The organism is Chitinimonas koreensis (genome assembly GCF_014353015.1).
GTDB lineage: Bacteria > Pseudomonadota > Gammaproteobacteria > Burkholderiales > Chitinimonadaceae > Chitinimonas > Chitinimonas koreensis.
The window spans coordinates 3,432,254-3,457,054 of the sequence record NZ_CP060704.1 but is presented as its reverse complement, the minus strand read 5'-3'; the positions used below and the strand labels follow the sequence as shown (position 1 = coordinate 3,457,054).

Genomic DNA, 24,801 nt, shown 5'->3' with positions numbered 1-24,801 from the left:
CCGGCGCTGCTCGACCATCTGGACGCGGCCGGCATCGAGCGCGTCTTCATGCCCTACGTGGCGCTGCAATTGCTGGCCGAGCAGGGCGCCAGCCTGGGCCGCTTCCCGGCCGGGCTGCGCGAGGTGGTCACCGCCGGCGAGCAACTGCTGTGCACCGACGCCATCCGCCGCTGGTTCGGCGGCCTGGCCGGCGCGCGGCTGTTCAACCACTACGGTCCGACCGAGACCCACGTGGTCAGCAGCCTGTGCCTGGCCGGCGATCCGGCGCACTGGCCGGCCCGCCCCTCGATCGGCCGGCCGATCGCCAACGCCTGGCTGCGGGTGGTGGACGAGGCCGACCTGCCGCTGCCGCCCGGCTGCCCCGGCCACCTGCTGGCCGGCGGGCCGATGGCGGCGCCGTGCTATCTCGGCGACGCGGCGCTGAACGCGGCGCGCTTCGTCGAGCTGGCCGACGCCGGCGGCCAGTCGCACACCTTCTACCGCACCGGCGACCGCGCCTGCTTCGACCGCGACGGCCAGCTGCACTACCTCGGCCGCGACGACCAGCAAGTCAAGCTCAGCGGCCACCGGCTCGAACTGGGCCAGGTCGAGGCCGCGCTGCTGCTGCACCCGGCGGTGGTCAACGCGGTGGTGGCCAAGGACGGCGAGCAGCTGGTCGCCTGCCTGCAATGCCGCGACGGCGCGGCCGTGTCGAGCGAGGCGCTGCAGGCCCACCTGGCGCCGCTGCTGCCGGCCTATGTGCGCATCGCCCGCTTCCGCCTGCTGGCGCAGATGCCGCGCACCGCCAGCGGCAAGCTCGACCGCCGCGCGGTGCTGCAGGCGCCGGGCGAGGAATTGCGGCCGCCGGCCGCCGCCGCGCCGGCCATGTCGGCGCTGGAGGCGCGGCTGGCCGCGCTGTTCGAGGCGGTGGTCGGCAAGCCGGTGGCGCCGGAGCAGAGCTTCTTCGACGCCGGCGCCGGCAGCCTCGGCCTGATGCGCTTCCACCTGCGCTGCACCGCGGAGCTGGGATTGTCGCTGGCGATCGCCGACCTGTTCGAGCACGTCAGCATCCGCCGGCTGGCGCGCTTCCTGACGGAACGGCCGGCCGCCCAGGCGGCCGATGCGGCGCGCGCCGCTACCGCCACGACCGGCGATCCGGCCGTCGCCGGCGAACCCGGCCCGGACGAGCCGATCGCCATCGTCGGCATGGCCGTCAACCTGCCCGGCGCGGCCGACCTGGCGGCGTTCTGGGAGATGGTGCTGGCCGGCGGCCGCGGCATCGTCCATTTCGACGCCGCCGAAGGCCTGGTCGGCGCGCGCAGCCAGATGGCCGGCATGCTGGCCTTCGATCCCGAGCACTTCGGCATCAGCCGGCAGGAGGCGCGGCTGATGGACCCGCAGCAGCGCCAGCTGCTGATGAGCTGCGTGCAGGCGCTGGCCCATGCCGGCATCACCGACGCCGGCGGCCGTCGCATCGGCCTGGTCGCCAGCTGCGGCGAGAACACCTATTTCCAGGCCATGCTGCGCGAGGCCGATCCGGCGCGGCTGCCCGACGGCTTCCAGCTCGCGCTGCACCACGACAAGGATTTCCTCGCCACCAAGGCGGCCTACCACCTCGACCTGCGCGGCCCGGCGCTGACGGTGCAGGCCGCCTGCGCCAGCTCGCTGATCGCGGTGCACGTGGCGGCCGGCATGCTGCGCCAGGGCGATGCCGAGGCGATGCTGGCGGCCGGCGTGCTGGTCGACCCGTACCTGGCCGGCGGCTACCGCTACCGGCCGCAGCACATCTTCTCCAGGGACGGCCACTGCCGGCCGTTCAGCGACGACGCCAGCGGCACCATCGGCGGCAGCGGCGCCGGCGTGGTGGTGCTCAAGCCGCTGCGGCTGGCGCGGCGCGACGGCGACACGGTCTATGCGCTGGTGGCCGGCTCGGCGCTCAACAACGACGGCGCCGGCAAGCTCAGCTACACCGCGCCCTCGCTGGCCGGCCAGCGCGAGGCGATCCGCGCAGCGCTGCGGCGCGGCGGCCTCGCCGGCGCCGACGTCGGCTACGTCGAGGCGCACGGCACCGGCACCCAGCTCGGCGATCCGGTCGAGGTCGGCGCGCTGCGCCAGGCCTACCTGGACGAGTCGGCGGCGGCCGACGCCGTGAGCGAGCCGCACTGCGCGCTGGCCTCGGTCAAGAGCCAGATCGGCCACCTGGGCGCCGCCGCCGGGGTGGTCGGCCTGGTGCGCGCCGCGCTGGCGGTGCATCACGGCCGCATTCCGCCCAACGTCGATTTCGGCCGGCCCAACCCGCGCATCGGCGAGCTGGCGCCGTTCTACGTCCCGACCGCCGCCCAGCCGTGGCCGGCCGGCCGCCGCCGCGTCGCCGCGGTCAGCAGCTTCGGCATCGGCGGCACCAATGCCCATCTGCTGCTGGCGCAGGCCGAGCCGGCCGCTTCGCCGGCCGTGGCGGCGCCGCCCTGCCTGTTGCTGTCGGCCAGCAGCGAAGCGGCGCTGCGGCTCGACGCCGGCCGCATCGCCGATTTCCTCGCCGCGCAGCCGGCCGCCTATGGTCAGGTGCTGCGCCACCTGCAGGCCGGCCGGCCGCCGCGGCGCTGGCGCATGGCGGCGGTGTGCCGCGATGCGGCGGCGGCGGTCGCCTGGTTGCGCGGCGCGCAGGGCAAGCCGGTCGAGCCTGCCGAGGCGCCGGCCGAGTCGGCCGAAGCGTTGCAGCCCGAGGCGCTGGTCGCCGCCTGGCTGGCCGGCCGCGCGCTGGACTGGCCGGCCGGGCCGGCCCAGGCGCCGTGGGATTTCCCGCCGCCGGCGTTCGCGCTGGCCGATTACGACTTCGAGCGCGCCGCGCCTGCGGCGGCCGTTGCCGCAGCGGCCGGCGTCGCCGCGCCCGCCGCCGAGACCGCCGACCCGGACTGGCCGCTGCGGCAGGTGGCCGAGCGCTGGCTGTACCAGCCGCAATGGACGCGCCTGCGCCGGGCGCCGCAGCGGTCCGCCGCGCCTTCGCCGCGGCTGGTGGTGGCGCTGCTGGCGCAGCCCCTGGCGCCGGCGCCGCTGCAATCGTTGGCGGCCGGCGGCCGGCTGGTACAGGTGATCGCCGGCCAGGGCTTCGCCCGGCTGGCCGACGACCGCTACACGGTGGACCCGGCCGACGCCGAGTCGCTGCGCCGGCTGTGGGCCGCGCTGGAGGTGGGCGAGGCCGGCGCGGATTGGCTGCACGCGCTGCCGCTGAGCATCGACGGCGCGGTCGGCGAGGCCGCGCTGGCGCAGGCGCAGTGGGCCTGCGTCGACACCGCCGCGGCGCTGCTGCAGGCGGTGGCGGCCACGCCGGCGGCTCGCGCGCTGCGGATCTGGTGGCTGTCGAGCCAGGCCCAGCCGGTCGATGGCGTCGTGGCGCGGCCTGAACCGGGCTTGCTGGCCGGCGCAGCCTCGCTGGCGCAGCAGGAATGCGCGATCGCCAGCCACTGGCTGGACCTGCCCGGCGGCGACTGGGCCGGCTGGCTGCCCGCGCTGGCGGCGCTGCTGGCCGAGGCGGACGCCGCCGCGCTGCCGCAGCGGCTGGCCTTGCGCCACGGCTACCTGTGGCAGGCCGCGCATTTGCCGGTCGCCGCGCCGGCCGTCGCCGCGCCGGCCATTGCCGCGGCCGGCGTCCACCTGGTGCTCGGCGGCACCGGCGGCATCGGCGCCAGCCTCGCCGCCGAGCTGCTGGAGCGCGGCGCCGAACGCGTGATCCTGCTGGCGCGGCGGGCCGGCCTGCCCGAATCGCTGGCCCGCTGGGCCGACCGCATCGCGCTGCTGGAACTGGACCTGGCCGCGATGCCGCTGGACCAGGCGCTGGCCCGTATCGCCGAAATCACCGACCGGCTCGACGGCGTGGTGCATGCCGCAGGCGTGGCGGCCGGCAGCCTGATCGCCCGCCGCGACGCCGCCGCGATGGGGCAGGGCGTGCGCGCCAAGTTGCACGGCGCCTTGCTGGTCGAGGGCCTGATCGCGCGCTACCGGCCGGGCTGGGCGGTCTACTGCTCGTCGATGGCGGCGCTGTTCGGCGGCGTCGGCCAGCTCGACTACGCCGCGGCCAACGGCCTGCTCGACGGCTTCGCCCAGTACCGCGCCGGATCGGCCGAGACCACGCAGCGGATCGGCATCGACTGGGACATCTGGCGCGAAGTCGGCATGGCGCGGCAGGCGCTGCAGTCCGACAAACAGCACCAGGCCCACCTGGCGGTCGGTTTGTCGGTGGCGGAGGGCCGGCGGGTGTTCGCCCAGGCGCTGCGACTGCAACTGCCGCAACTGCTGGTGTCGACCACGGCCATCGACCAGGCGCCGGCCTTCTACGCGCCGCCGGCCCGGCCGGATGCGCCGCCGGCCGAAGCGGCCCCGGCGGATTCGGCCGGGCAGCAGCTGGCGCAATGCCTGTGCCGTTGGCTGGGGCTGGAACGGCTCGATCCGGACGCCTCGCTGTACGACCTCGGCGCCGATTCGCTGACGCTGCTGGACCTGATCGGCGAGGTGCAACAGCGCTTCGGCGTCGAGATCGCGCTGTCGCAGCTGAGCCACAAGGCCAGCCTGGCCGAGGTGCTGGCGCTGCTGGCGCCGGCGGCCCCCGCGGTTGAGAAAGCGGCGGCCGGCGTCCCGGCGGCCGGCGCTCCGGCGGCCGGCGCCCCGGCGGTCTCGCTGGAGATCTGGCAGCAGGGCAGCGGCAGCGATCTGCTGTGCCTGGTGCACCCGGTCGGCGGCGACATCCAGGCCTACCGCGCGCTGGTGGCGCGGCTCGATCCGCGCTGGACGGTCTGCCTGATCGCCGATCCGGCGTTGCGCCAGGCCGGGCTGCCGGCCTGGCCGCTGGAGGAGCGCGCGCGGCTCTATCATGCCGCGCTGCGGCAGCGCTTCGCGCCGGCCGACTGGCAATGGCACCTGGCCGGCTGGTCGTTCGGCGCCTGGGTGGCGCTGGCGATGGCGGCCGAGGCCGAGACCGCCGGCACGGCGGCGGCCGCGCTCTACCTGCTCGATCCGCCGCCGCCCGGCTCCGGCCCGCGCTTCCAGGACTACACGGCGGCCGAGGTCGAGGCGGTGTTCGCCCACGAGCTGGGCCAGCGTGCCGGCGAGGACGGCGGCGCCGAGGCGGCGCGCTACCGCGAGGGGCTGACGCGCTGCTGCCTGGCCAACCTGGCCAGCATGGCGCGCTACGAACTGCCGCGGTTGGCGCATACCGCCAGCCACGTCTGGATCGCGCGCGAGCCGGTGGCCGGCCTGCCGGCGCCGCTGGGCTCGCCCGAGGCGCAGCGGCAGCGCTGGCAGAAGCACCTGGCGCAGCTGGCCAGCTGGCACGGCGTCGATACCACGCATTACGGCTTGGTCAGGCCGCCGCATGCGGCGGCGGTGGCGGGGTTCATCGATAGCGCGTCGGTGTCGGTGCAGGCGGCGTGTTGATGGGGGCAGACGGATAGGGAGGTGGGGCGTGCTGAATATCGGTGGAGGAAGGGCGACCGTGTTCGTGCCGCAGTGCCGTGCTCGACGGGCGCTCCCTCACCCTAGCCCTCTCCCGGTGGGAGAGGGGACGACAGGGCAGGCTGACAGGGCTGCGGTTTGATGCAGCGGAAAGGTTTTGCAACGCCAGGCATGACGATCGACCGCGACGCTTCACCGTCCCACCCTCTCCCCCGGGAGAGGGCAGGGTGAGGGAGCGACGGTTCAGGATGGAGTGCTCGTCATTGGCAGCACTGGCGTAAAGCCCCTCTCCCGCGCGCGGGAGAGGGGTGGGGTAAGGGTTGGTTCTACGAAGAACAGCCCTCATCCGGCCCTCCGGGCCACCTTCTCCCGTGCACGGGAGAAGGAAGGAAAGCGGCGCTCGGAGCAGCTGTCTTTAGCCCTCTCCCATATCTGGGAGACGGACCGAGCAACACCAGCACCAACACGCATTCGATGTGATTCGCAATCGAAAGAGGAGGAAAGAACATGCTCGAAATCGGCAAGCAGATCGCCGAAACGCTGCTCGGCATCCTGCAACTGATGGCCATCGCCGGCGCGGTGGTGGCCGCCTTCGGCCTGGCGGAATACTGGCGCGGCGCCGGCCGCGGCGGCGGCCTCAAGCACCGCGGCTACAACCTGATGGTGTTCGGCCTCAATTTCATGGGCCTCGCCGTGGTCGGCCTGGTGCTCGACCCGATCGAGGCGCGCATGCCCGAGCACGGCCTGATCGGCTGGCTGCTGCCCGACTGGCAGCACCAGGGCTGGGCCGGCATGCTGCTGGCCACCGCGGTCTACGCCGTGGTGTACGACTTCTTCCACTACTGGTCGCACCGCGCCCAGCACGAGATCCCCGTGCTGTGGCTGTTCCACCGCGTCCATCACGACGACGACGCGATGGACGCCTCGACCTCGGTGCGGCACAGCCTCGGCGCCGGCGTGGCCGGCACCGTCATGGCCCACTTCCCGACCTACCTGGTCTGCGGCGGCGGCCTGCTGCCCTATGCCGGCTCGATCGCGCTGTTCTGGGTCTGGTTCTTCTTCTCGCACGCCAATATCCGGCTGGAGCTCGGCCGGCTCGGCTGGCTGGTGGTCGGGCCGCAGCAGCATCGGCTGCACCACGGCGTGTCCGAGGCCTACCACAACCGCAACTACGCCCAGTTCTTCCCGTTCTACGACTGGCTGTTCGGCACGCTGCGCCAGCCGCTGCCGGGCGAATGGCCGGCCACCGGAGTGGCCGGCGAGGCGCCGTCGCGCAACATCCTGCTGCAGGTCTACATGCCGTGGCGGCGCCGCACCGCTGCGGCGCACGTCCCGCCCGCCGCCGAGCCGGCCGCCGCGGCCGAGGGCGAGGCGGTGGCCGACGGGGCGCGCTCGGCATGATCGCGCTGACCGCCGACGCGTCGGCGCCCGATTTCGCGCTGCCCGACCTGTGCATGGTGCGCTGCGGCTTCGCCTACGATGCGGCCGGCCTGGCCGGCGAGACGGCGCTGCGCGCGCCGGACGGCACCTGGCTGGCGCTGCCGGCCGATCTGCAGCGCGCGGTGCCCAAGCGCCAGGCCGAATACCTGGCCGGCCGCTGGTGCGCCGCGCGGGCGCTGCGCCGCTTCGCCGCGGCGGAACAGGTGGCGGTGCAGCCCGACCGCAGCCCCGGCTGGCCGGCCGGCTTCGTCGGCAGCATCAGCCATGCCCAGGGCCGGGCGCTGGCGGTGGTGGCGCGCGGCGACGACTACCGTGCGCTCGGCGTCGACATCGAGACCGAACTCGACCCGGCCACCGCCGCCCAGCTGGAACCGATGCTGCTGCAAGCGGACGAAACCGCGCTGCGGCCGGCCGGCTGGCCGCAGGCGCGCTTCCTGACGCTGGCCTTCTCGGCCAAGGAGACGCTGTACAAGGCGGTCTACCCGCATGGCCGCCGCATCCTGGAATTCCACGACGCGCGCCTGCTGGCGATCGGCGCGGGCGAACTGGAGCTGGCGCTGCTGCCGGACCATCGCCCGGCCACGCTGCCCGACGCCCGCTACCGGGTGGCCTACCGCTTCGACGGCAACCAGTGCCTGACCCTGCTGGCCCTGCCGCAGCACGCCATGGCGACTGTTCCGTGAAGTCATCATCGACAACGATTCCGCTGTGGACGGACAGGCCGTCCGCAGCATCAGACGAGGTTCAATTGGATATTGCGGATACCTGGTTCTGCCGCCCGCCGCGCGCGGCCGAAGGCGCCGTGCGGCTGTTCTGTTTCCCCTTCGCCGGTGGCAATCCGGCGGCCTTCCTGCCCTGGCAGCAGGCGCTCGGCGCCGAGGTCGAGCTGCACGTGGCGCTGCTGCCCGGCCGCAGCGCCCGGCTGTTCGAGCCGCCGCTGCGCGACATGGACCTCTTGGTGGCGACGCTGGCGCAGGTGCTGCGCGGCCGGCTCGACAAGCCCTTCGCCTTCTTCGGCCACAGCCTGGGCGCGCTGGTGGCCTTCGAAGTGGCGCGCGCGCTGCGGCGGCAGGGCTTGCCCGGCCCGGCCCGGCTGTGGGTGTCGGGCGCCGAGGGGCCGCAGACCCGCTCGGTCAAGCGGCGGCTGCACGATCTGCCCGATGCCGAGCTGGTGGCGGCGCTGCGCGGCTACAACGGCACGCCTGCCGAGCTGCTCGACGACGCCGAGATGATGGCGCTGCTGCTGCCCGGCCTGCGCGCCGACTTCTGCCTGGCCGAGCGCTACGCCTACCGCGCCGAGCCGCCGCTGGACCTGCCGTTCACGCTCTTGACCGGCGACGCCGACCCCTACGTCGAGGACGCGCGCGCCGCCGGCTGGGCGCGCGAGAGCAGCCTGCCGCTGCAGCGCGAGCGCTTCGACGGCGACCATTTCTTCATCTACCCGCACCAGGCCGCCATCACCGCCAGTCTCGCGGCGGCGCTGGCCGGCGCCGAGCGGCGGCCGGCCGCGCTCCAGACCGAGGTCATGCCATGAACCCCTACCAGGACCTGCCGCCGCGCGCCTTCTGGCGCACCGCCGTGGCCGACAAGGACATGCTCGCTATCGACGAGCTGTGGACGCCCAAGTTCGCTCTGGCGGCGGACGACGCCATCGTCACCGCCGGCTCCTGCTTCGCCCGTCACATCGGCCGCGCGCTGGCCGAACGCGGCATGCGCTGGCTCGACGCCGAGCCGGCGCCGGCCGGGCTGGGCGAGGCCGAGCGCGAGGCTGGCCACTACGGCGTGTTCTCGTTCCGCAGCGGCAACATCTACACCGCCGCGATGCTGCGGCAATGGCTGGCCTGGGCCTACGGCCACGCCGCGCCGCCGGCCGGCACCTGGTGCGAGGGCGGCCGCCACTACGACCCGTTCCGCCCGGCGATCGAGCCGGCCGGCTACGACTCGGCCGAGGCGCTGCTGGCCGCGCGCGAGGCGACCTTGCAGGCGATCCGCCGGGCGGTCGCCGAGGCGCGCTGCTTCGTCTTCACGCTGGGCCTGACCGAAGCCTGGCTGGAGCGCGACGGCAGCGTGGTCTACCCGGTCTGCCCGGGCACGGTGCACGGCGAGTTCGATGCTGCGCGGCACCTGTTCCACAACTACGCCTTCGCCGAGATCCACCGCGACCTGTCGGCCGCGATCGACCTGCTGCGCGCGGCCAACCCGCAGATCCGCGTGCTGCTGACGGTCTCGCCGGTGCCGTTGACCGCCACCGCCTCGGGCCAGCATGCGCTGGTGGCGACCAGCCATTCGAAATCGGTGCTGCGCGCGGTGGCCGGCCAACTGGCGCAGGAACGCGCCGAGGTCGACTACTTCCCGTCCTACGAGATCATCACCGCCCACCCGTTCAAGGGCGCCTTCTTCGAGCCCAACCTGCGCAGCGTGGCGCCGCACGGCGTCGCCTTCGTCATGCGCCAGTTCTTCGCCGGGCTCGAACGCCAGCCGGCCGCGCCGCCGCCCGCGCCGGCCGCCCGCCCACCCAGGAAGACTTTTGCCGGAGAGGATTTCTTCTGTGAAGACGCCGTGCTCGACTACTACAACCCGCGCTAGCGCGCGGCCGCCGGGCGATCCGGCCGCCGGCCGCGCCCCGGCGCGCCGGGCTCGGCGCGGAGGGCGTGCAACGTGACGACGCCGATCCCCATGCCGCCGCGCGCGCGCTTCCTGCTGCTCGGCGATTCGCACGCCGGCCCGATCGGCCGTGCGGCCCGGGCGGCCGGCATCCCGTTCCAGGGCGGCCCGCTCGGCGCCGGGCGCGAGTTCAACGCCGGCTTCTTCGACCTGGTCGACGGCGAGCCGGTATTCCGCAAGGCCGAGGCCGAGCGGCTCTACCGCGGCTTCCTGGCCGAGCTGGGCGCGCCGGGGCTGGCCGGGCTTGCCGCACCGCCGGGCGGCGTGCCGCTGGTGTGCACCTTCGGCTTCAGCGCGCACTTCTTCGCCACCCGCGAGAACTGGCGCATCTACCGCGATCGCGACGGCGCGTTCCCGCCGGGCTTCCTGGCCAGCCGGTTGTTCGACGACATCGTCTGCGCCATGGCGCGCGACGCGCTGGCCTTCTATCGCCATGCGCGCGGCCTGGGCCTGCGGGTGCTGGCCGCGCTGCCGCCGCAGCGGGTGCCGGCGCTGTCGGACCGCGAAGTGTTCATGGCGGCGCAGGAGGTGATGCTGCGCCAATTGCGGGCCATGGGCGTGGAGGTGGTCGACCTGCGCGCCGAGGTCAGCGGCGACGACGGCCTGCAGCGGCCCGAGTTCAGCGAGCCCGACGACCCGATCCACGGCAACCTCGCCTTCGGCCAACTGATCCTGGCCGACCTGCTGGCGCGCGGGCTGTAGGGAACGAATCCGTATCAACGCATCGACGAGCGGCGCACGGCCTGTGCGCTTCGAGCAGCAACCGATCTACACGCAATGCCTGATCGACCTACGACAGGCCCGGAGGATGGAATGGAGCAATTCGTACTGGATGCGGTCGAGCGCATCGCCACCCGGCCGCAGCCGGACTACCGCGCGATCGAGGTCGCGCCGCTGACGCCGGTGATCGGCGCCGAGATCTCGGGCGTCGACCTGTCGCGCGAGCTGAGCGAGCGGCAGCTGGCCGAGATCAAGCAGGCCTTCCTGGCGCACCACGTGCTGGTATTCCGCGACCAGCTGCTGAGCGGCGAGGACCACAAGCGCTTCGCCAACCACTTCGGCGAGCTGCGGCGGCTGCCGCTGGCCGACCTCGACGGCGGCGACCCGGCCATCCTCGAGGTGGCCGCCAGCAAGAACTCGCGCTTCGTCGCCGGCGAGGACTGGCACACCGACGGCACGGCCGACGCCGAGCCCTCGCTCGGCTCGATGCTCTACGTGACCCGCACGCCCGAGATCGGCTGCGGCGGCGACACGCTGTTCGCCAACATGCACCTGGCCTACGAGCTGCTGTCGCCGCCGATGAAGGCGCTGCTGGACGGCCTGACCGCGATCCACGACGGCCTGATCCCGTGGCAGGGCTACACCCCGCCGCCCGAATACGTGATCCCCAAGAACGAGCACCCGGTGGTAGTGCGCCACCCCGACACCGGCCGCAAGCTGCTGTTCGTCAACGCCGGTTTCACCTCGCACATCGTGCAGCTGGCGCGCAGCGAGAGCCGCGCGCTCCTGGACATGCTGTTCGCGCGGGTGGCGCACGAGCCGATCCTGCACTGCCGCGTGCGCTGGACGCCGAACACCCTGGTGTTCTGGGACAACCGCTGCACCCAGCACCACGCGGTATGGGACTACTACCCGCATTCGCGCTATGGGCAGCGGGTGTCGATCAACGGGACGCGGCCGCAGGCCTGAGGTTGCAGCGCGGCATCTGCGCCTCGAATTCGTGCTGAAGGCCTGACCGGCCGGTGCCGGAGCGCGCCCGATGCGGGCGGGCTCCGTATCGAGCAGGTTGCGGCCTGCTCGCCGGATGCTCAGTCCGGCCGTGGCGCGGGCAGCTCGGCCAACGCGGCGAGCAGCCCGTCGGCCAGCTGCCGGTAGCTGGCCTGCAAGCGTTCGGCCGAAGGCGCCGCGCCGTCGTCGCCGGCATGGGCCAGCGCGCAGGCCTGCAGCCAGGCGGCCGGCCAGGTCTCGGCGTAGGCCTCGGCATCGCCGGCGGCGAAGGCCGCAGCCATGGCGCGCGCGTTGGCGATCGCATTGGCGTCGGCGAACGACTTGGCGTTGGCACCGGTGTTGAGCTTGGCATAGGACTCGGCGAACTCGGCCGCGCCCTCCTCGCCGTAGTCGTTGGCCATCGCGTAGTCGTGCGCAGTGGCGTGGGCGATGGCGTAGGCGTCCGCGTAGGCATAGGCGTAGCGGTAGATTTCGCGCAGGGCGGGTTCGAGGGCGGCGGCCCAGGTTTCGGCCGTTGCCGTGTTACCTGCCAGCGCTTCGCGGTGGAGGGTTTGCACGGCACGGTGCAGGTCGGGGTTGCCGTTGCGGCGGGTGCTGGTTTCGATCAGTAAAGGGGCGACGGACTCGGCTTGCCAACGGTGGATTAACAGGTTGCCGGCACGTTCTGGTTGAAGGTCGATGCACATGACACGCTCATGCTCAGCACCGGACGGAAGGTGATCGGACAGACCCGCGACCAATTGGGTCAACCACCGGGGCGCCATGGTTGCGAAACGTTGTGAGACAGCTGGGGTGCCTGTGTAGAGCTTGTCGGTTTGGTTTGGGTGTAATGGATTCATGGAGTGCCCACCTTGGTTGATGGCAGATCATGCGCGTGCCAGATATTGGCGGAGAGTCGATTAATCACGGATTTTTCCTGGTCGATCATCTGTATCAGTCGCTGGACGGCCAAGTCAGAATTGCAGGCGTTGGAAATTTCAAGTCTCCAGAGTAATTGTCGCAGCAGGTGACGATCACATGCAGCCATGCTTCCATCGAGACATGCAGTTGCGATCGATCGACTGAAATGGAAAGGATGCTGGGGAGCGATTTGAAAATTGAATCGATTCGGTCGGCAATCAACGAATTGATATCCCCGTTTCCACCTTCGGGAAAGAGCGAACAAAGTGCTTCGACCAAGGAAAGCGATGGTGCCGACCCGTGCTCCAAGGGAAGGAGTACACCTTCGACGCTAGGCTGTGCGCACTTCGTTCCTCCCGCCTGATTGGTATAAATTATGCCGGAACAGATCGGCAGGATCAGGGCACATTGAGTCAGATCGTAAAGCTGGATGGAGTGCATGTTCGCCTTTGCGTTGCATAGCTGATGTGATTCGTATCTCGAGCGAATGCTGGCTTGACGGTTTATTGGGTCTCATAGCCCCGGGGGATTCGGCTCAAGGATTCTGTCGGGACGCTCAATTCCTCCGCAACTCCCTCACCCCACCCCCAACCTCCGTCGCAACAGCGCCCGCAGCGTCACCCCGTCCGCATACCCCACCAGCTCCGCGATCCGGTCGACGCTGTGCGCGCTGGTCTTCAGCAGATGCACCGCCCGCTCGGCGCGCAGATCCTGGATATAGCCGAGCGGCGTTTTGCCCAGCACCTCGGCCAGCCGGCGCGACAGCGTGCGCTTGCTGGTGGCCAGCGCCCGCGCCGCCTCGTCGAGCGAGATCGGGCGGTGCAGGTGTTCGCGCGTCCAGCGGTCGAAGCGCTCGATCAGCGGGTCGGCATGCGCCAGGTGGTCGGCGATCATGTAGGCTGACTGCGAAGGACGGGCGTCGACGATCAGGTAGCGCGCCACCAGCGCGGCCAGTTCCGGGCTGTGCTGGCGGATCAGCCACAGCGCCAGGTCGATGTGGCTCAAGGCGGCGCCGGCGGTGACCAGCCGGCCGCTCGGCACCAGGATGCGCTGCGGGTCCAGCCGTACCCGCGGGTAGCGCTGGCGGAACAGCGGCACCAGCCACCAGGTGGTGGTGGCGTCGTGGCCGTCGAGCAGGCCGCCCTCGGCCAGCACGAAGGTGCCGATGCAGGCGGCGCCGATCTGCACGCCGGCGGCCTGGCACTGGCGCAGGTAGGCGATGGCGTCGGCGATGTCGGGCCGGCCCAGCGCTTCCACCAGCGGCTCGGGCATCTTCGGTCCCACCGCCGGCAGGATCACGCAGTCGGGCGGCGGGCAGTCGGCCAGCGGCCGCACCGGCACCCGCATGCCCAGCGCGCTGCGCACCTCGGGCCGCACGCCGGCCAATGCGACCTCGAACCGCGGCGCCGCCACGCCGCACATCTGCGCCAGCTCGTTGGCGGTCGACAGCGCGTCGAGCACCGTGGCGAGGCCGGAATCGAAGGCGCCGTCGAGCACCAGGACCGTGACGTTCATGGCAGGATCGATATCGAAGTTGTCGTTCCGGACAGTATGGGTGGCCCGGCCGACTGCGTACAGTGCGCCCTGTACCGCGCGGCCTCATCCATCCAGTCCAAGGAGAATCGACATGATCAAGTACGCCCTGTTCGCCCGCCTCGAAGCCCAGCCCGGCAAGGAGCAGGAGGTGGCCGGCTTCCTCGAGGCCGGCCTGGCGCTCGCCAACCAGGAGGCCGGCACGCCGATCTGGTTCGCGCTGCGGCTGTCGCCGACCACCTTCGGCGTGTTCGACGCCTTCGAGACCGAGGCGGCCCGCCAGGCCCACCTCGACGGGCCGATCGCCCAGGCGCTGATGGCCAAGGCCGGCGAGATGCTGGCGGCGCCGCGAGCATCGAGCCGATCGAGGTGCTGGGATTGAAGAACCAGATGCGCTGAGCGCGCGGCCGCGATGCTGCGGCCCTTCGCCTGGACGGCGCCATCGTGTCGGGCCCGGCATGCGCTGGGCCTGGCGGGCTTCGCGTTCGAGCGGGGGCGTCTCGATGGCTGACTACCGACTGCCGCAGGGCCTTGCCGTCACTGCGCCCAGGCTCGCCGACAGCGCTCAGAACCCCAGCCGCGCCGTTCCTTCCGAGAAATTCCAGGTCCGCGTGATCTCGACCTGGTCGTAGCTCTCGCGCATCTTGGGCGGGAAGGGCGCGAACGGCGAGGCGGCGGCGGCGATGGCGCGGGCCGCTTCGTCCAGCCGTTTGTCGCCGCTGCCGCGCTTGATGTAGACCGAGGCCAGCGAGCCGTCGCTGTTGACCACCGCGGTCATCACCAGCGTCTGGTAGAGGCCGTCCTTGGCGAAGCGCGGCGGGTTGAGCGCGCCGATGCGCTCGACCTTGAGCCGCCAGCTCTCGGCATAGAACCTGAATTCCATCTCGGCGGCGACCGCGGTGCGCGAAAGCTCGGCGGTGCGCATGCGCGGCCGCCGTTCCTCGAACGGATCGCGCTGGCGCAGCTGCTGCAGCGCGCGCTCGGCCAGCGTCAGGCCCGGCGGCGGCGTGAGCGGCACGGTGATGCCGCCTCCCGAGGCGGTCGTGCTGCCGTTGCCGCCGTCTCCCTTCTTGCTGCCGTCGCCGATCCCCTGGCCGGTGGCGGTGGATGCGCGCGCGGCGATGGCCGCGGCCTGCGCACGCTGTTCGGCGGCCGCTTCGGCGGCCTGGCGCGTCGCGGCGGCACGGGCGGCGTCTTCGGCCTGCCTGCGCGCGGCGGCTTCCGCCGCCTGGCGCGCCTGTTCGGCCTGGGCGAGGGCGGCCTGGCGGGCTTGCTCGGCCTGCGCGATGGCCTGGCGGCGCTGCTCGGCGGCCAGCTGTTCGGCCTGCTTGCGGGCGGCTTCGGCTCGTGCGGCTTCTTCGGCGCGCTGCCTGGCCGCGGTCTCGGCCAATTGGCGCGCCTGCTCGGCCTGGGCTGCTTCCGCGGCGCGCTGCCGTTCCTGAGCGGCCTGGCGTTCGGCCGCCCGGGCGGCTTCTTCCGCACGCTGCCGCGCCGCCGCCTCGGCGAGCCGGGCGGCCTCCTCGGCCTGCTTGCGCGCGGTGGCTTCCGCGCTGCGCTGGCGCTCGGCGGCGGCCTGCTGCTCGGCGGCCTGGCGCAGGGCTTCCGCCTTGGCGACGGCTTCGGCGCGTTCTCGGGCGGCTTCTTGGGCGATCCGCAGCTGTTCGGCCTTGGCGGCTTCTTCTACGCGCTGGCGCTCGGCGGCCGCCTGCGCCTCGGCGGTCCGGCGGGCGGCTTCGACCTGTTCTTCGGCACGTTTCTGCTCGGCGGCTTCGGCGGCGCGGCGGGCCTGTTCGGCCTGGGCGAGTGCCTCGGTCGCGGGGGCTTCGGCCGGCGGCGGTTCGGCCGCGGCCTCGGTGGCGGTTTCGGTCGGCGCGTCCGCCGCTTCCGCGGCCTGGCGATCCGATTCGGCCGGCTGCTGCTTCGCCGCTTCGGCCTGCGGCTCGGGGGCTTGCGGAGGGGCTTCGCGCGCGGACGCGCAGGCGCCGGCGGCGGCTCGCCCTTCAGCGCAGCGGCGACGCGCAGCTGCTCGCTGTGGGCCAGCTCCTCGGCCTGCTCATGGTCGGGCTCGGCGGCGGCGATGTCGGCGTGGACGTCGGCGGCCTGCTCGATCAGCGCCGGGATGCCGGGCGAGGTCGGCTCGCGCCGCGCGATGTCGAGGTTGGCGCCGCCGATCGGCGCGTCGGCCAGTTCGGCCGGCGGCTGTTCGCGCGCCTCGCTGCGGGTGTCCATCTCCCAGCGGCCCTGGTCCACCGTCAGGACCGGCGTGCGGGTGCGCATGCGCGCCGCCTTGCGCGCGGTGCTGCCGGCGGCGATCGGCTTGCTGCGGAAGGCGTAGGGATCGGGCCGCTGCACCAGCCTGGCGACCGGTGCGGTGGCCGGCGTGAGCGCGGCGGGGGGCGCCGTGGCGGCGACCGCGCGATCGGCGGGTGTGGGCCGGGATGGGGCAGGGATGCGCTGCGCCGCCTCGGCGCGCGCCGCCGGCGTATCGGCCGGGTCGGGTTCCGGCACGGGCGTGGCCAGGACGATCTGCAGAGGCGTTGCGACGGGCGGGACCGGACCCTGGCCGCCGCCGGGCACGCCGAAGCGCAGCGCGAGGATCAGCGCGTGCAGCAGCACGCTGGCCAGCACGGCCCAGTCGATCGGCTCGCCCCAGCGCCGGCGCGGGCGGCCGGATTCGAACGGCAGGGCAGGGCTCGTCATGGCGCGCCGCCGCCGTCGTTGCCGCATGCCGCTGCGTGGGCTGCGCCTGCCTTCAAGACCACTTCTCCGTCGTCGCCGTCATGCCGCAGGTATAAGGCCTCGCCGCCGATTCGTCCATGCCGCCGTGCACGGCGGCCGCCGCGATGGAACCGGGCCGGCGCTGCCGTCACTCAGGCCGGTCTTCATCCTCGCAAGGAAAGCAATGAGCGATCGCAATGAGGCGGTGAACCGCCTGCTGGAAGGCCTGGGCTATCTGTGGGGCGCGTCCTGCCTGCGGCTGGACCCGGACGGCTTCTGCCCGCTGCGCACCGACGACGGCCTGGAGCTGGGCATCTTGGCCGCCGAGCAGGCCGGGCAACTGACGCTGTTCGCCGAATTCGGCACGCCGGTGACGCCCGAGCTGGCCCTGCGGCTGCTGGAAGCCAACGCCGACGAGCTGGCGCCGGCCGGATTCTGTCTCGAAGCCGCCACCGGCCGCCTGCTGCTGCGCGCCAGCCATCCGTTCGAGGCCTTGTCCGAGCCGGTGCTCGGCAACCTGCTGAGCAATTTCGTGGTGCTGGCCCGCCGCGCGCGGACGCTGCTGGCCCGGCCGGCCCAGCCGTCGGCGCCGGCCATGCCCGAGCTGGCCGCGCCGATGCTGCGCTTCATCTGAGGAGGACGGCGATGACGACCCCGATCGGCCTGGGCAATACCCACGGTACGACACACACCGGTTCGGCGGCGGCGGCGCCGCCGCCCCCGCCGCCGCAGGCTGCGCCGCGGCTGACGACCGGCTCGCAGCCGCAGCCGTCCAGCTCGGGCACCGGCCTGCACACGGCCAGCCACGCGCCGCTGCCGCAGCTGTCGAACGGCGCCATGACGGGACCGTCGCGTTCCCGCGCGCCGGCCCACCCGCCCTCGGCCCATGCGACCGGCCAGGTGGCCCGGGTCGACGTCGCGCTGGCGGACCGGGTCGCCCAGATCCAGGACGCCTTTGCCGGCGGCGGCCTGCTGGTGCGCTCCTGCCAGATGAAGCACGCCCATCTGGACTTCAATCACGATCTCGACATCGAGCCCCGGCCCGGCCAGCCCTGCGACGGCGGCTACCTGCGCAAGTTCGTGCTGGCCCAGCAGGACCTGGTGCCGAACTTCTACAAGATGGGGCCCGAGGTGGCCGCCATGCCGCGCTGCATCGGCGTGCTGACGCTGCCGGACAAGATGGGCGACCACCTGGTCGGCATCCACGCCACCGACCAGGCGTCCAACGCCCAGCCGACCGGCAAGTCCTACCTCGACCACGGCACCGCCTCGGCCCGGCTGGCCAGCGTGCTGGCCGAGCTGAAGGCGGACCAGGCCGAGCGGCCGGGCCAGCCGCTGGACAACAACGAGATCCAGGCGGTCGGCGTGCCGCCCGACGCGCTGGCCGGACTGCTGTTCAGCCCCAACTCGGCGCTGGGCGGCTATCCGGACTGGGAGGCCGCCAAGCCGGCCTTCCAGCAGGTGGCCGACAAGATGCACGCCTGCTACGACGGCCAGCAGTTCCCGGTGTTCGGCTACCGGCAGGAGGGCAACGGGCCGACCGAGCTGGTGCATATCGACAGCGTGACGGTCAGGCCGGGCCAGTCCTGATCGCGACCGCGGCCGCCGCGATCGCGTGATCCGGCGGGGCGGCGGAGGGCGGTGGACGCACGTCCGGCCGGCCGCCGCCTGCCGCGCGGCGGTGGTACGATGCGCGCCCCATGCGCATCGCCGAATTCCACCAAGCCCTCGCCGACCTCGGCGCCAAGCCCTGCCATATCGGCCGGGTCAGCCGCGCCTGGCTGCGCGGCCTGCCGCTCGACACCGGCACCAAGCACCGGCGGACCGAGGACTACCTGCCGCTGGCGGTGCGCGAGGGCCTGCCGGCGCTGGCCGAGCGCATCGAAGGCCTCGCGCGCATCGTGTCGGAACACCCGGCGGCCGACGGCTCGTCGCGCCTCCTGGTGCAACTGGCCGACGGCCAGATGGTGGAGAGCGTGCTGCTGCCGCGCGACGGCCTGTGCGTGTCGACCCAGGTCGGCTGCGCGGTCGGCTGCGTGTTCTGCCAGACCGGCAAGAGCGGCCTCTTGCGCCAGCTCGGCAGCGCCGAGATCGTCGCCCAGGTGGTGCTGGCGCGCCGGCTGCGGCCGGTGAAGAAGGTGGTGTTCATGGGCATGGGCGAGCCGGCCCACAACCTCGACAACGTGCTCGAGGCGATCGATCTGCTCGGCACCGAGGGCAATATCGGCCACAAGAGCCTGGTGTTCTCCACCGTGGGCGACCCGCGGGTGTTCGAGCGGCTGCCGCAGCAGCGGGTCAAGCCGGCGCTGGCGCTGTCGCTGCACACCAGCCGGCCGGAGCTGCGCCGCCAGCTGCTGCCGCGCGCGCCGGCGATCGATCCGGAGGCGCTGATGGCGCTGGGCGAGGACTACGCGCGCCGGGTCGGCTACCCGATCCAGTACCAGTGGACGCTGCTGCGCGGCATCAACGACGGCCAGGACGAGATGGACGCGATCCTGCGGCTGTTCGCCGGCAAGTATGCGGTGCTCAACCTGATTCCCTACAACAGCCTCGAGTCCGACGAATTCCAGCGGCCCGACGCCGAGCGCATCGCGGCGATGACGCGCTACCTGCACAGCCGCGGCGTGCTGACCAAGGTGCGTAACTCGGCCGGGCAGGACATCGATGGCGGCTGCGGCCAGCTGCGGGCGCGGGCGGTGCAGGTGGTCGACGCCTCGCGGCTGCGGCGCGCGCGCTGATCTCGGCGCGGTTCGCTCGCTGCCCGGCCGCGGCCGGCTCGAATGGCGCCGGCGACCTGCCGGATGTTGCCCGGCCGGGTCGGGCGCGAAGCCGGAACGGCGACCGCTGGAACCGGCGCGGCCGGAGTCCTGATCGAGGGGGCCCGCATCGAATTGGCCGCCGGGCGGGCCGCGAACTCCCGTCGAGCTCCGCTGCCCAAGCTCCCCATTTTTCTTCGAAGGGCGATCCATGCACGCATCCGACAAGCGCGGCCTGCTGGTCGGCGCAGCGCTGTTCCTGTTTTGCAGCGCGCCGGCGCAAGCCGACGGCCTGGCCGACCTCAAGGCCGCATTGAACCGGCTGCAAGGGCAATCGCCGATCAAGGCCGTGGCCGAGGTGAAGACCTGGCGCAAGCAGGGCGAGGGGCAGGACGCGGACGAGCGCCAGGGCCAGGCCAGCTTCGCGGTCGAGGATGGCGCGCGCGGCCTGCAACTGCTCTACGGCAAGGACTTGCTGGCGCGGGCCGAGGCCGAGTCGCGCGCCAGCGGCAAGGACAAGAAGGCCAGGACGCCGACGCTGTACGCCTTGCGCGAGCTCGACGCCGTGGAGCTGCGCGGCATGACCTCGGCCGCCACGGGCCTCGCCCGCGCGATCGAGGAGGCGGTCTTCAAGGGCGAGGTGGCCGACAGCTACGGCGGCAAGCCGGCCCGCAAGCTGAGTTTCGAGATTCCGATCGACATGCTCGGCGAGCGCGAGCGCAAATATGTCAAGAAGTTCGATACCCGGCTGGAGGTCTGGATCGGCGCGGACGGCACGCCGCTGGCGAGCCGCCGGCACCAGGACCTCTCCGGCCGGGCCTTCGTGGTGGTCGGCTTCGAGCAGCGCAGCGACGAGGAGCGCAGCTACCAGGTCGCCGGCGACCGGCTGCTGCTGGTGCGCAAGGAGGAGCGCGGCAGCGCCAGCGGGGCGGGCGAACGGGAGGACTTCAAGCTGAGCAAGGCGTTGCAGTTGCAGCCGTGAGCGCCGCTCAGGCGCTCACCGGCACCCAGCGCAGCAGCATGTCGAACAGTGCGGCCGGCTCGATCGGCTTGGCCAGGTGGTCGCTCACGCCGGCCTCGCGGCTGCGTTCGCGGTCGCCGTGGGTGGCGTTGGCGGTCAGTGCCACCACCGGCAGCGCGGCCCATTCGGGCCGGGCGCGGATGCGGCGGGTGGCGGCCAGGCCGTCCAGCACCGGCATCTGCAGGTCCATCAGCACCAGCTCGTAGCGCCGCTGCGCCAGCTTGGCCAGCGCTTCCTCTCCATCGTCGGCCAGGTCGACCACCATGCCGGCGCGTTCCAGCAGGTGGGCGGCGATTTCCTGGTTGATCGGGTTGTCGTCGACCAGCAGCACGCGGCTGCCGTGGATGGCGGCCAGTTCGGCCGGGATCAGGCCGTCGTCGGCGGCTGCGGGCGCGTTCGCTGTCGCGCTGCGGCTGCGGCCGAGCCGGCAGCTGAACCAGAAGGTGCTGCCCTGGCCAGGCAGGCTGTCGACGCCGACCTCGCCGCCCATCAGCGTGGCCAGCTCGCGCGCGATGGCCAGGCCCAGGCCGGTGCCGCCGTACTTGCGGGTGGTGGTCGGATCGGCCTGCTGGAACGGCTGGAACAGCTGCGCCTGCTGCTCGGCCGTCATGCCGATGCCGCTGTCCTCGACTTCGAAGCGCACCTGCACCGCATCGGCATCGCTGGCCTGCAGTTGCGCGCGCACCGCGACGCCGCCGCGTTCGGTGAACTTGACCGCGTTGTTGGCGAAGTTGACCAGCACCTGGCCCAGCCGCAGCGGGTCGCCGTGCAGCCGGCTCGGCAGCGCCGGGTCGATCTCGAAGTCCAATGCCAGGCCCTTGCGCGCGCAGGCCTCGCCGACCAGGTTGGCGACGTTGTCGAGCACGCCCTGCAGTTCGAAGTCGGCGGCTTCGAGCGCCAGCTTGCCGGCCTCGATCTTCGAGAAGTCGAGGATGTCGTTGATGATGCCCAAGAGGTGGTGGGCCGAGCGCTGGATCTTGTCGACGTAGTCGCGCTGCTTGGGCGTCAGCTCGGTGATCTGGGCCAGGTGGGTCATGCCGATGATGGCGTTCATCGGGGTGCGGATCTCGTGGCTCATATTGGCCAGGAACAGCGACTTCATGCGCGAGGCCTGCTCGGCCACCTCGCGCGCGGCCTCGAGTTCCTGCTCGTGGGCGCGCAACGCGGCGTTGGCCGCGGCCAGCGCATGGGTGCGCTCGTGCACGCGCGCCTCGAGCACCGCCTCGTTGTGTTCGAGCTCGGCCAGCAGGCGCGATTTCTCGGCGGCGCGCTCGCCGATCGCCGCGCCCATCGCGTTGAAGGCGCGCGCCAGCCGCACCAGCTCCTCGCTGCCGCGCTCCGGCACCCGCGTGCGGTAGTCGCCGCGCGCCACCTGGTCGACCGCGTCGGCCAGCGCCGACACCGGCCGCGAGATCAGCCGCGCCAGCCAGAAGCAGCCGGCGGCGCCGGCCAGGAAGATCAGCGCGCCGATCGCCAGCGACTGGTACAGCGCCTTGTGCAGCTCGGCCCGCACATAGCTGATGTCGACGTCGGCGCCGACCACCAGCCGGCTGCCGTCGCTGCGCTCGATCGCCTGGAACACCGAGCGGAAGTAGCCGAAGCGGTCGCGGTATTCGGCCACCCGGGTGCGGCCGCTGTGCAGCGCGTCGAGGATGGCCGGGTGCGGATCGGTTTCGTACAGCTGGTAGTAGTGGCCGTAGTTGTTGACGCGGATCTCGTCCTCGTTGGCGGCGTCGGCCACGTAGAGCAGCTTGCCGTCGACCTCGGTGAACACGTAGAGATAGCGCAGGCCGGTGCGGCGGCAGTAGTCGTCGAGCTGGCGCACCAGCGCCAGGTAGCGCTGCGGGTCGATCGAGTCGGGGCCGCGCGCGGCGTCGAGATAGGCCTGGCCGATCATCTTGGGCGCGGCGCTGACGCCGGCCACCAGCCGGGCGTCGATCGCCTCGCGCGTGCCGGCCGCCTTGAGATCCCAGACGTAGTAGGTGTAGGCCGCCGTGGCGAGCAGATTGACGGCGAGGAAGAGCCACAGGATGCGGGTGCGGACGGTTCTCGGCTTCAACAGATCGAACAGATCGAATAGGCGTTGCAAGGCACTGTCCCCTGGATCGTACGGCTATCGCATCCGGCCCCGCGGCGTGCGCCGCCGGCCCGGTCAAGAGTCATCGGCGCGCCGCGGCGCACCGTTCCATATATGCCGCCGCGCCCGGTACGGTTGCCCGACCGATATGACGCATGCGTGAAAATGCGCTGGATTATGCACCAAAGCGGCGTGCTGCGAGTCGCGCCGTTACCCTGGCCGCGGCGTCGCCCGCATCGTCCTTCGCACAGGGCGGGGCGCGCTTGCTACGATGCGGCGCGCGGCGGCCGCCCGAGGGCGCGTCCATGCCCATGTCTTCGTCCTGCAGATCCACTTCTTCACCATCAATTCCGGGAGTACCACGATGGCCGGTTCCAGCCTGCTTGCCCTGATCGACGATATCGCCTCGGTGCTCGACGACGTCGCGCTCCTGACCAAGGCCGCCGCCCGCAAGACCACCGGGGTGCTCGGCGACGACCTGGCGCTCAACGCCCAGCAGGTCGCCGGCGTGCGCGCCGAGCGCGAGCTGCCGGTGGTGTGGGCGGTGGCCAAGGGTTCGGCGCGCAACAAGCTGATCCTGGTGCCGGCGGCGCTGGCGATCAGCGCGCTGATGCCCTGGCTGGTGACGCCGCTCTTGATGGTCGGCGGCGCCTTCCTCTGCTACGAGGGCTTCGAGAAGCTGGCGCACAAGTTCCTGCACGGCGGCGAGGACGACGCGGCGCACCACGCCGAGCTGAGCGCGGTGCTGGCCGATCCGGCCGCCGACATGGTGGCGTTCGAGCGCGAGAAGATCGAAGGCGCGGTGCGCACCGATTTCGTGCTGTCGGCCGAGATCATCGCGATCACGCTCGGCACGGTGGCCAGCGCGGCCTTCTCGACCCAGGTGATGGTGCTCAGCGGCATCGCGGTGCTGATGACCATCGGCGTCTACGGCGTGGTGGCCGGCATCGTCAAGCTCGACGACGGCGGGCTCTACCTGAGCCGCCGGGCAGGCGAGGGCGCCTGGGCCCGCGGCCAGCGCGCGTCCGGCCGCGCCATCCTGGCCGCCGCGCCCTACCTGATGAAGGTGCTGGCGGTGGCCGGCACGGCGGCGATGTTCCTGGTCGGCGGCGGCATCCTCAGCCACGGGCTGCCCTTCCTGCACGGCCCGATCGAGTCGCTCACCCATGCCGCAGCCGGCCTGCCCGGCGGCGCCGCCCTGGCCATTGTCATACCGAGCCTGATCGACGCGATTGTCGGTGTCCTGGCCGGCGCGCTGACGCTGGCGGTGGTGAGCCTGGCGCAGCGCCTGCGCGCCGGCCGCAAGGCCCAGGAATAGATGGCGTCCGCCCTTAAGCGCTTTGGCCCGCGTCGCGGTTCGGCGGGCCGGGCGCAAGCCATCCGGCAAAATTTCCGAATGCGTTTTCCTTCAAATCGTTCGTGATGCCAATGTGTTAGAGTCGCGCGCTTGAAATAATTCGTAACACGTACGGGGCAACCTAATAGCACCCGACGAGCGCGGCTCACAGACGAGTGGCAGGGATGATGAAGAAGTGGATGCTGGAGGGGGGATCGCCATCGGCATGGCGATCTCGTGGGGAACGAATGCGCTGGCGGCGACCGTGCCGGCCGCGCCGAAGGCCGTCGCCGCCGCGGCGACGCCCGCCGGGGCCGGCTTCGATTGCCTGATCGAGCCGGCGCAGATGGTCGAATTGTCCAGCCCGGTCACCGGGCTGCTCGAACGCGTGACCGTGCGGCGCGGCGACAAGGTCGCCCGCGGCCAGTTGCTGGCCGCGCTCGAATCGACCGCCGAGCAGGCCTCGGCCGAGCTGGCGCGCTACAAGTCCGAGCAGGTCGGGCCCAGTCGCCTGGCCGAGGCCAAGATCGAATTCTCCGGCCGCAAGTTCAACCGCCGCCGCGACATGGCGGCCGACAAGCTGCTGTCCGCCCAGGACCGCGACGACGCCGAGGCCGAATACAAGCAGGCCCAGGCCGAGCTGCAGGTCGCGCGCGAGAACCGCGAGGCGGCCCGGCTCGAATACCGCCAGCAGAGCGGCCTGCTCAATCTGCGCAGCATCCGCAGCCCCTTCGACGGCGTGGTGGTCGACCAGCTGGCCTATCCGGGCGAGGTGGTCGAGCCCGGCGCCGGCAAGCGCGCCATCCTCAAGCTCGCCCAGCTCGATCCGCTGCGCATCCGCGTGATCCTGCCGATGTCCGCCTTCGGCAAGCCCGCGGTCGGCATGGCCGCCAGCGTGGTGCCCGAGCTGCAGGGCCGCGGCAGCTACGCGGCCAAGGTCCGCATGGTCGACCGCATCATCGATGCGGCCAGCGGCACCTTCGTGGTCTTCCTCGACATGCCCAATCCGCGGCTCGACATCCCGTCTGGCGTCAAGTGCCGCGCCAGCTTCGCCGGCCTCGACGGCCCCGGCAACCCGGCCCGCTCCAGGCCCTGATCCGAATCCATACGGCGCAGCCACGGCTGCGCCGCGCCCGTTTCCAGCCATTCAATCCATTCATATAGCCCTGCCGACCGCCTCCGCGCGGCGGCCCATTCGAGGTGA

Annotated in this window: 20 protein-coding genes; 15 read left to right on the top strand and 5 right to left on the bottom strand. The window is 72.3% G+C overall.

Features of this window, described 5'->3' with window-relative positions:
- Positions 1-48 precede the first annotated feature (48 nt).
- The 7 genes from H9L41_RS24880 to H9L41_RS14370 all read left to right on the top strand — a co-directional run bounded on the left by H9L41_RS24880 (position 49) and on the right by H9L41_RS14370 (position 11,217).
- The gene (locus H9L41_RS24880) at positions 49-5,406 is read left to right on the top strand and encodes an SDR family NAD(P)-dependent oxidoreductase (protein WP_265583785.1); all 5,358 of its coding nucleotides are present in this window, start codon (positions 49-51) and stop codon (positions 5,404-5,406) included.
- A gap of 525 nt (positions 5,407-5,931) precedes the next feature.
- A complete protein-coding gene (locus tag H9L41_RS14395) occupies positions 5,932-6,825 on the top strand; it encodes a sterol desaturase family protein (protein WP_051319009.1) in 894 nt (297 codons plus the stop codon).
- The gene (locus H9L41_RS14390) at positions 6,822-7,547 is read left to right on the top strand and encodes a 4'-phosphopantetheinyl transferase family protein (protein WP_051319010.1); all 726 of its coding nucleotides are present in this window, start codon (positions 6,822-6,824) and stop codon (positions 7,545-7,547) included. Before H9L41_RS14395 ends, H9L41_RS14390 begins: the two co-directional genes overlap by 4 nt.
- 65 nt (positions 7,548-7,612) lie before the next feature.
- Positions 7,613-8,398, top strand: a complete 786-nt coding sequence (locus tag H9L41_RS14385) for a thioesterase II family protein (RefSeq protein ID WP_051319011.1) — start codon at positions 7,613-7,615, stop codon at positions 8,396-8,398.
- A complete protein-coding gene (locus H9L41_RS14380; protein ID WP_028446235.1) occupies positions 8,395-9,450 on the top strand; it encodes a GSCFA domain-containing protein in 1,056 nt (351 codons plus the stop codon). The genes H9L41_RS14385 and H9L41_RS14380 overlap by 4 nt, the downstream gene beginning before the upstream one ends.
- 72 nt (positions 9,451-9,522) lie before the next feature.
- Entirely contained in the window at positions 9,523-10,230 is a 708-nt protein-coding gene (locus tag H9L41_RS14375; RefSeq protein ID WP_211236878.1) for a hypothetical protein, read from the top strand.
- Positions 10,231-10,341: 111 nt separating this feature from the next.
- Complete coding sequence (locus H9L41_RS14370) at positions 10,342-11,217, top strand: TauD/TfdA dioxygenase family protein (RefSeq protein ID WP_028446237.1); 876 nt, start codon at positions 10,342-10,344, stop codon at positions 11,215-11,217.
- Positions 11,218-11,336: 119 nt separating this feature from the next.
- Here the strand turns inward: H9L41_RS14370 and H9L41_RS14365 are convergent, their stop codons facing one another.
- The 3 genes from H9L41_RS14365 to H9L41_RS14355 form a co-directional block, all read right to left on the bottom strand.
- Complete coding sequence (locus H9L41_RS14365; protein ID WP_157461973.1) at positions 11,337-11,813, bottom strand: hypothetical protein; 477 nt, start codon at positions 11,811-11,813, stop codon at positions 11,337-11,339.
- 376 nt (positions 11,814-12,189) lie between these two features.
- On the bottom strand, positions 12,190-12,597 hold the full coding sequence (locus H9L41_RS14360; protein WP_157461974.1) for a DUF6210 family protein: 408 nt from the start codon (positions 12,595-12,597) through the stop codon (positions 12,190-12,192).
- 135 nt (positions 12,598-12,732) lie between these two features.
- Positions 12,733-13,671, bottom strand: coding sequence for a GlxA family transcriptional regulator (locus H9L41_RS14355; RefSeq protein ID WP_187523428.1), 939 nt, complete (start codon positions 13,669-13,671; stop codon positions 12,733-12,735).
- A gap of 112 nt (positions 13,672-13,783) precedes the next feature.
- Here H9L41_RS14355 and H9L41_RS14350 point away from each other — a divergent pair, with 112 nt between their 5' ends.
- The gene (locus H9L41_RS14350) at positions 13,784-14,071 is read left to right on the top strand and encodes a putative quinol monooxygenase (protein WP_308419514.1); all 288 of its coding nucleotides are present in this window, start codon (positions 13,784-13,786) and stop codon (positions 14,069-14,071) included.
- Positions 14,072-14,254: 183 nt separating this feature from the next.
- Here the strand turns inward: H9L41_RS14350 and H9L41_RS14345 are convergent, their stop codons facing one another.
- Positions 14,255-15,079: an energy transducer TonB gene (locus H9L41_RS14345; protein ID WP_187523427.1), complete on the bottom strand. Its 825-nt coding sequence runs from the start codon at positions 15,077-15,079 to the stop codon at positions 14,255-14,257.
- On the opposite strand from H9L41_RS14345, the gene H9L41_RS14340 reads away from it, so the two are divergent.
- The 5 genes from H9L41_RS14340 (at position 15,080) to H9L41_RS14320 (ending at position 20,145) form a co-directional block, all read left to right on the top strand.
- The gene (locus tag H9L41_RS14340) at positions 15,080-16,024 is read left to right on the top strand and encodes a hypothetical protein (protein ID WP_187523426.1); all 945 of its coding nucleotides are present in this window, start codon (positions 15,080-15,082) and stop codon (positions 16,022-16,024) included. It begins immediately after the preceding gene.
- A gap of 567 nt (positions 16,025-16,591) precedes the next feature.
- Positions 16,592-17,041, top strand: coding sequence for a CesT family type III secretion system chaperone (locus H9L41_RS14335; RefSeq protein ID WP_028446240.1), 450 nt, complete (start codon positions 16,592-16,594; stop codon positions 17,039-17,041).
- 11 nt (positions 17,042-17,052) lie between these two features.
- Positions 17,053-17,997: a hypothetical protein gene (locus H9L41_RS14330; RefSeq protein WP_028446241.1), complete on the top strand. Its 945-nt coding sequence runs from the start codon at positions 17,053-17,055 to the stop codon at positions 17,995-17,997.
- 110 nt (positions 17,998-18,107) lie between these two features.
- Positions 18,108-19,145, top strand: coding sequence for an RNA methyltransferase (locus tag H9L41_RS14325; protein WP_028446242.1), 1,038 nt, complete (start codon positions 18,108-18,110; stop codon positions 19,143-19,145).
- Between the two features lie 229 nt (positions 19,146-19,374).
- Positions 19,375-20,145 (top strand): hypothetical protein, encoded by a 771-nt coding sequence (locus tag H9L41_RS14320; RefSeq protein ID WP_051319014.1) that lies wholly within the window; start codon positions 19,375-19,377, stop codon positions 20,143-20,145.
- A gap of 7 nt (positions 20,146-20,152) precedes the next feature.
- Here the strand turns inward: H9L41_RS14320 and H9L41_RS14315 are convergent, their stop codons facing one another.
- A complete protein-coding gene (locus H9L41_RS14315) occupies positions 20,153-22,273 on the bottom strand; it encodes a response regulator (protein WP_051319015.1) in 2,121 nt (706 codons plus the stop codon).
- A gap of 352 nt (positions 22,274-22,625) precedes the next feature.
- Between H9L41_RS14315 and H9L41_RS14310 the strand changes: the two genes are divergently transcribed.
- Both H9L41_RS14310 and H9L41_RS14305 read left to right on the top strand, forming a co-directional pair.
- Positions 22,626-23,579 carry a DUF808 domain-containing protein gene (locus H9L41_RS14310; RefSeq protein ID WP_028446244.1) on the top strand — a complete coding sequence of 318 codons (954 nt, stop codon included), beginning with the start codon at positions 22,626-22,628 and terminating at the stop codon, positions 23,577-23,579.
- A 244-nt stretch (positions 23,580-23,823) separates the two neighbouring features.
- Entirely contained in the window at positions 23,824-24,693 is an 870-nt protein-coding gene (locus H9L41_RS14305) for an efflux RND transporter periplasmic adaptor subunit (RefSeq protein WP_187523425.1), read from the top strand.
- Positions 24,694-24,801 lie beyond the last annotated feature (108 nt).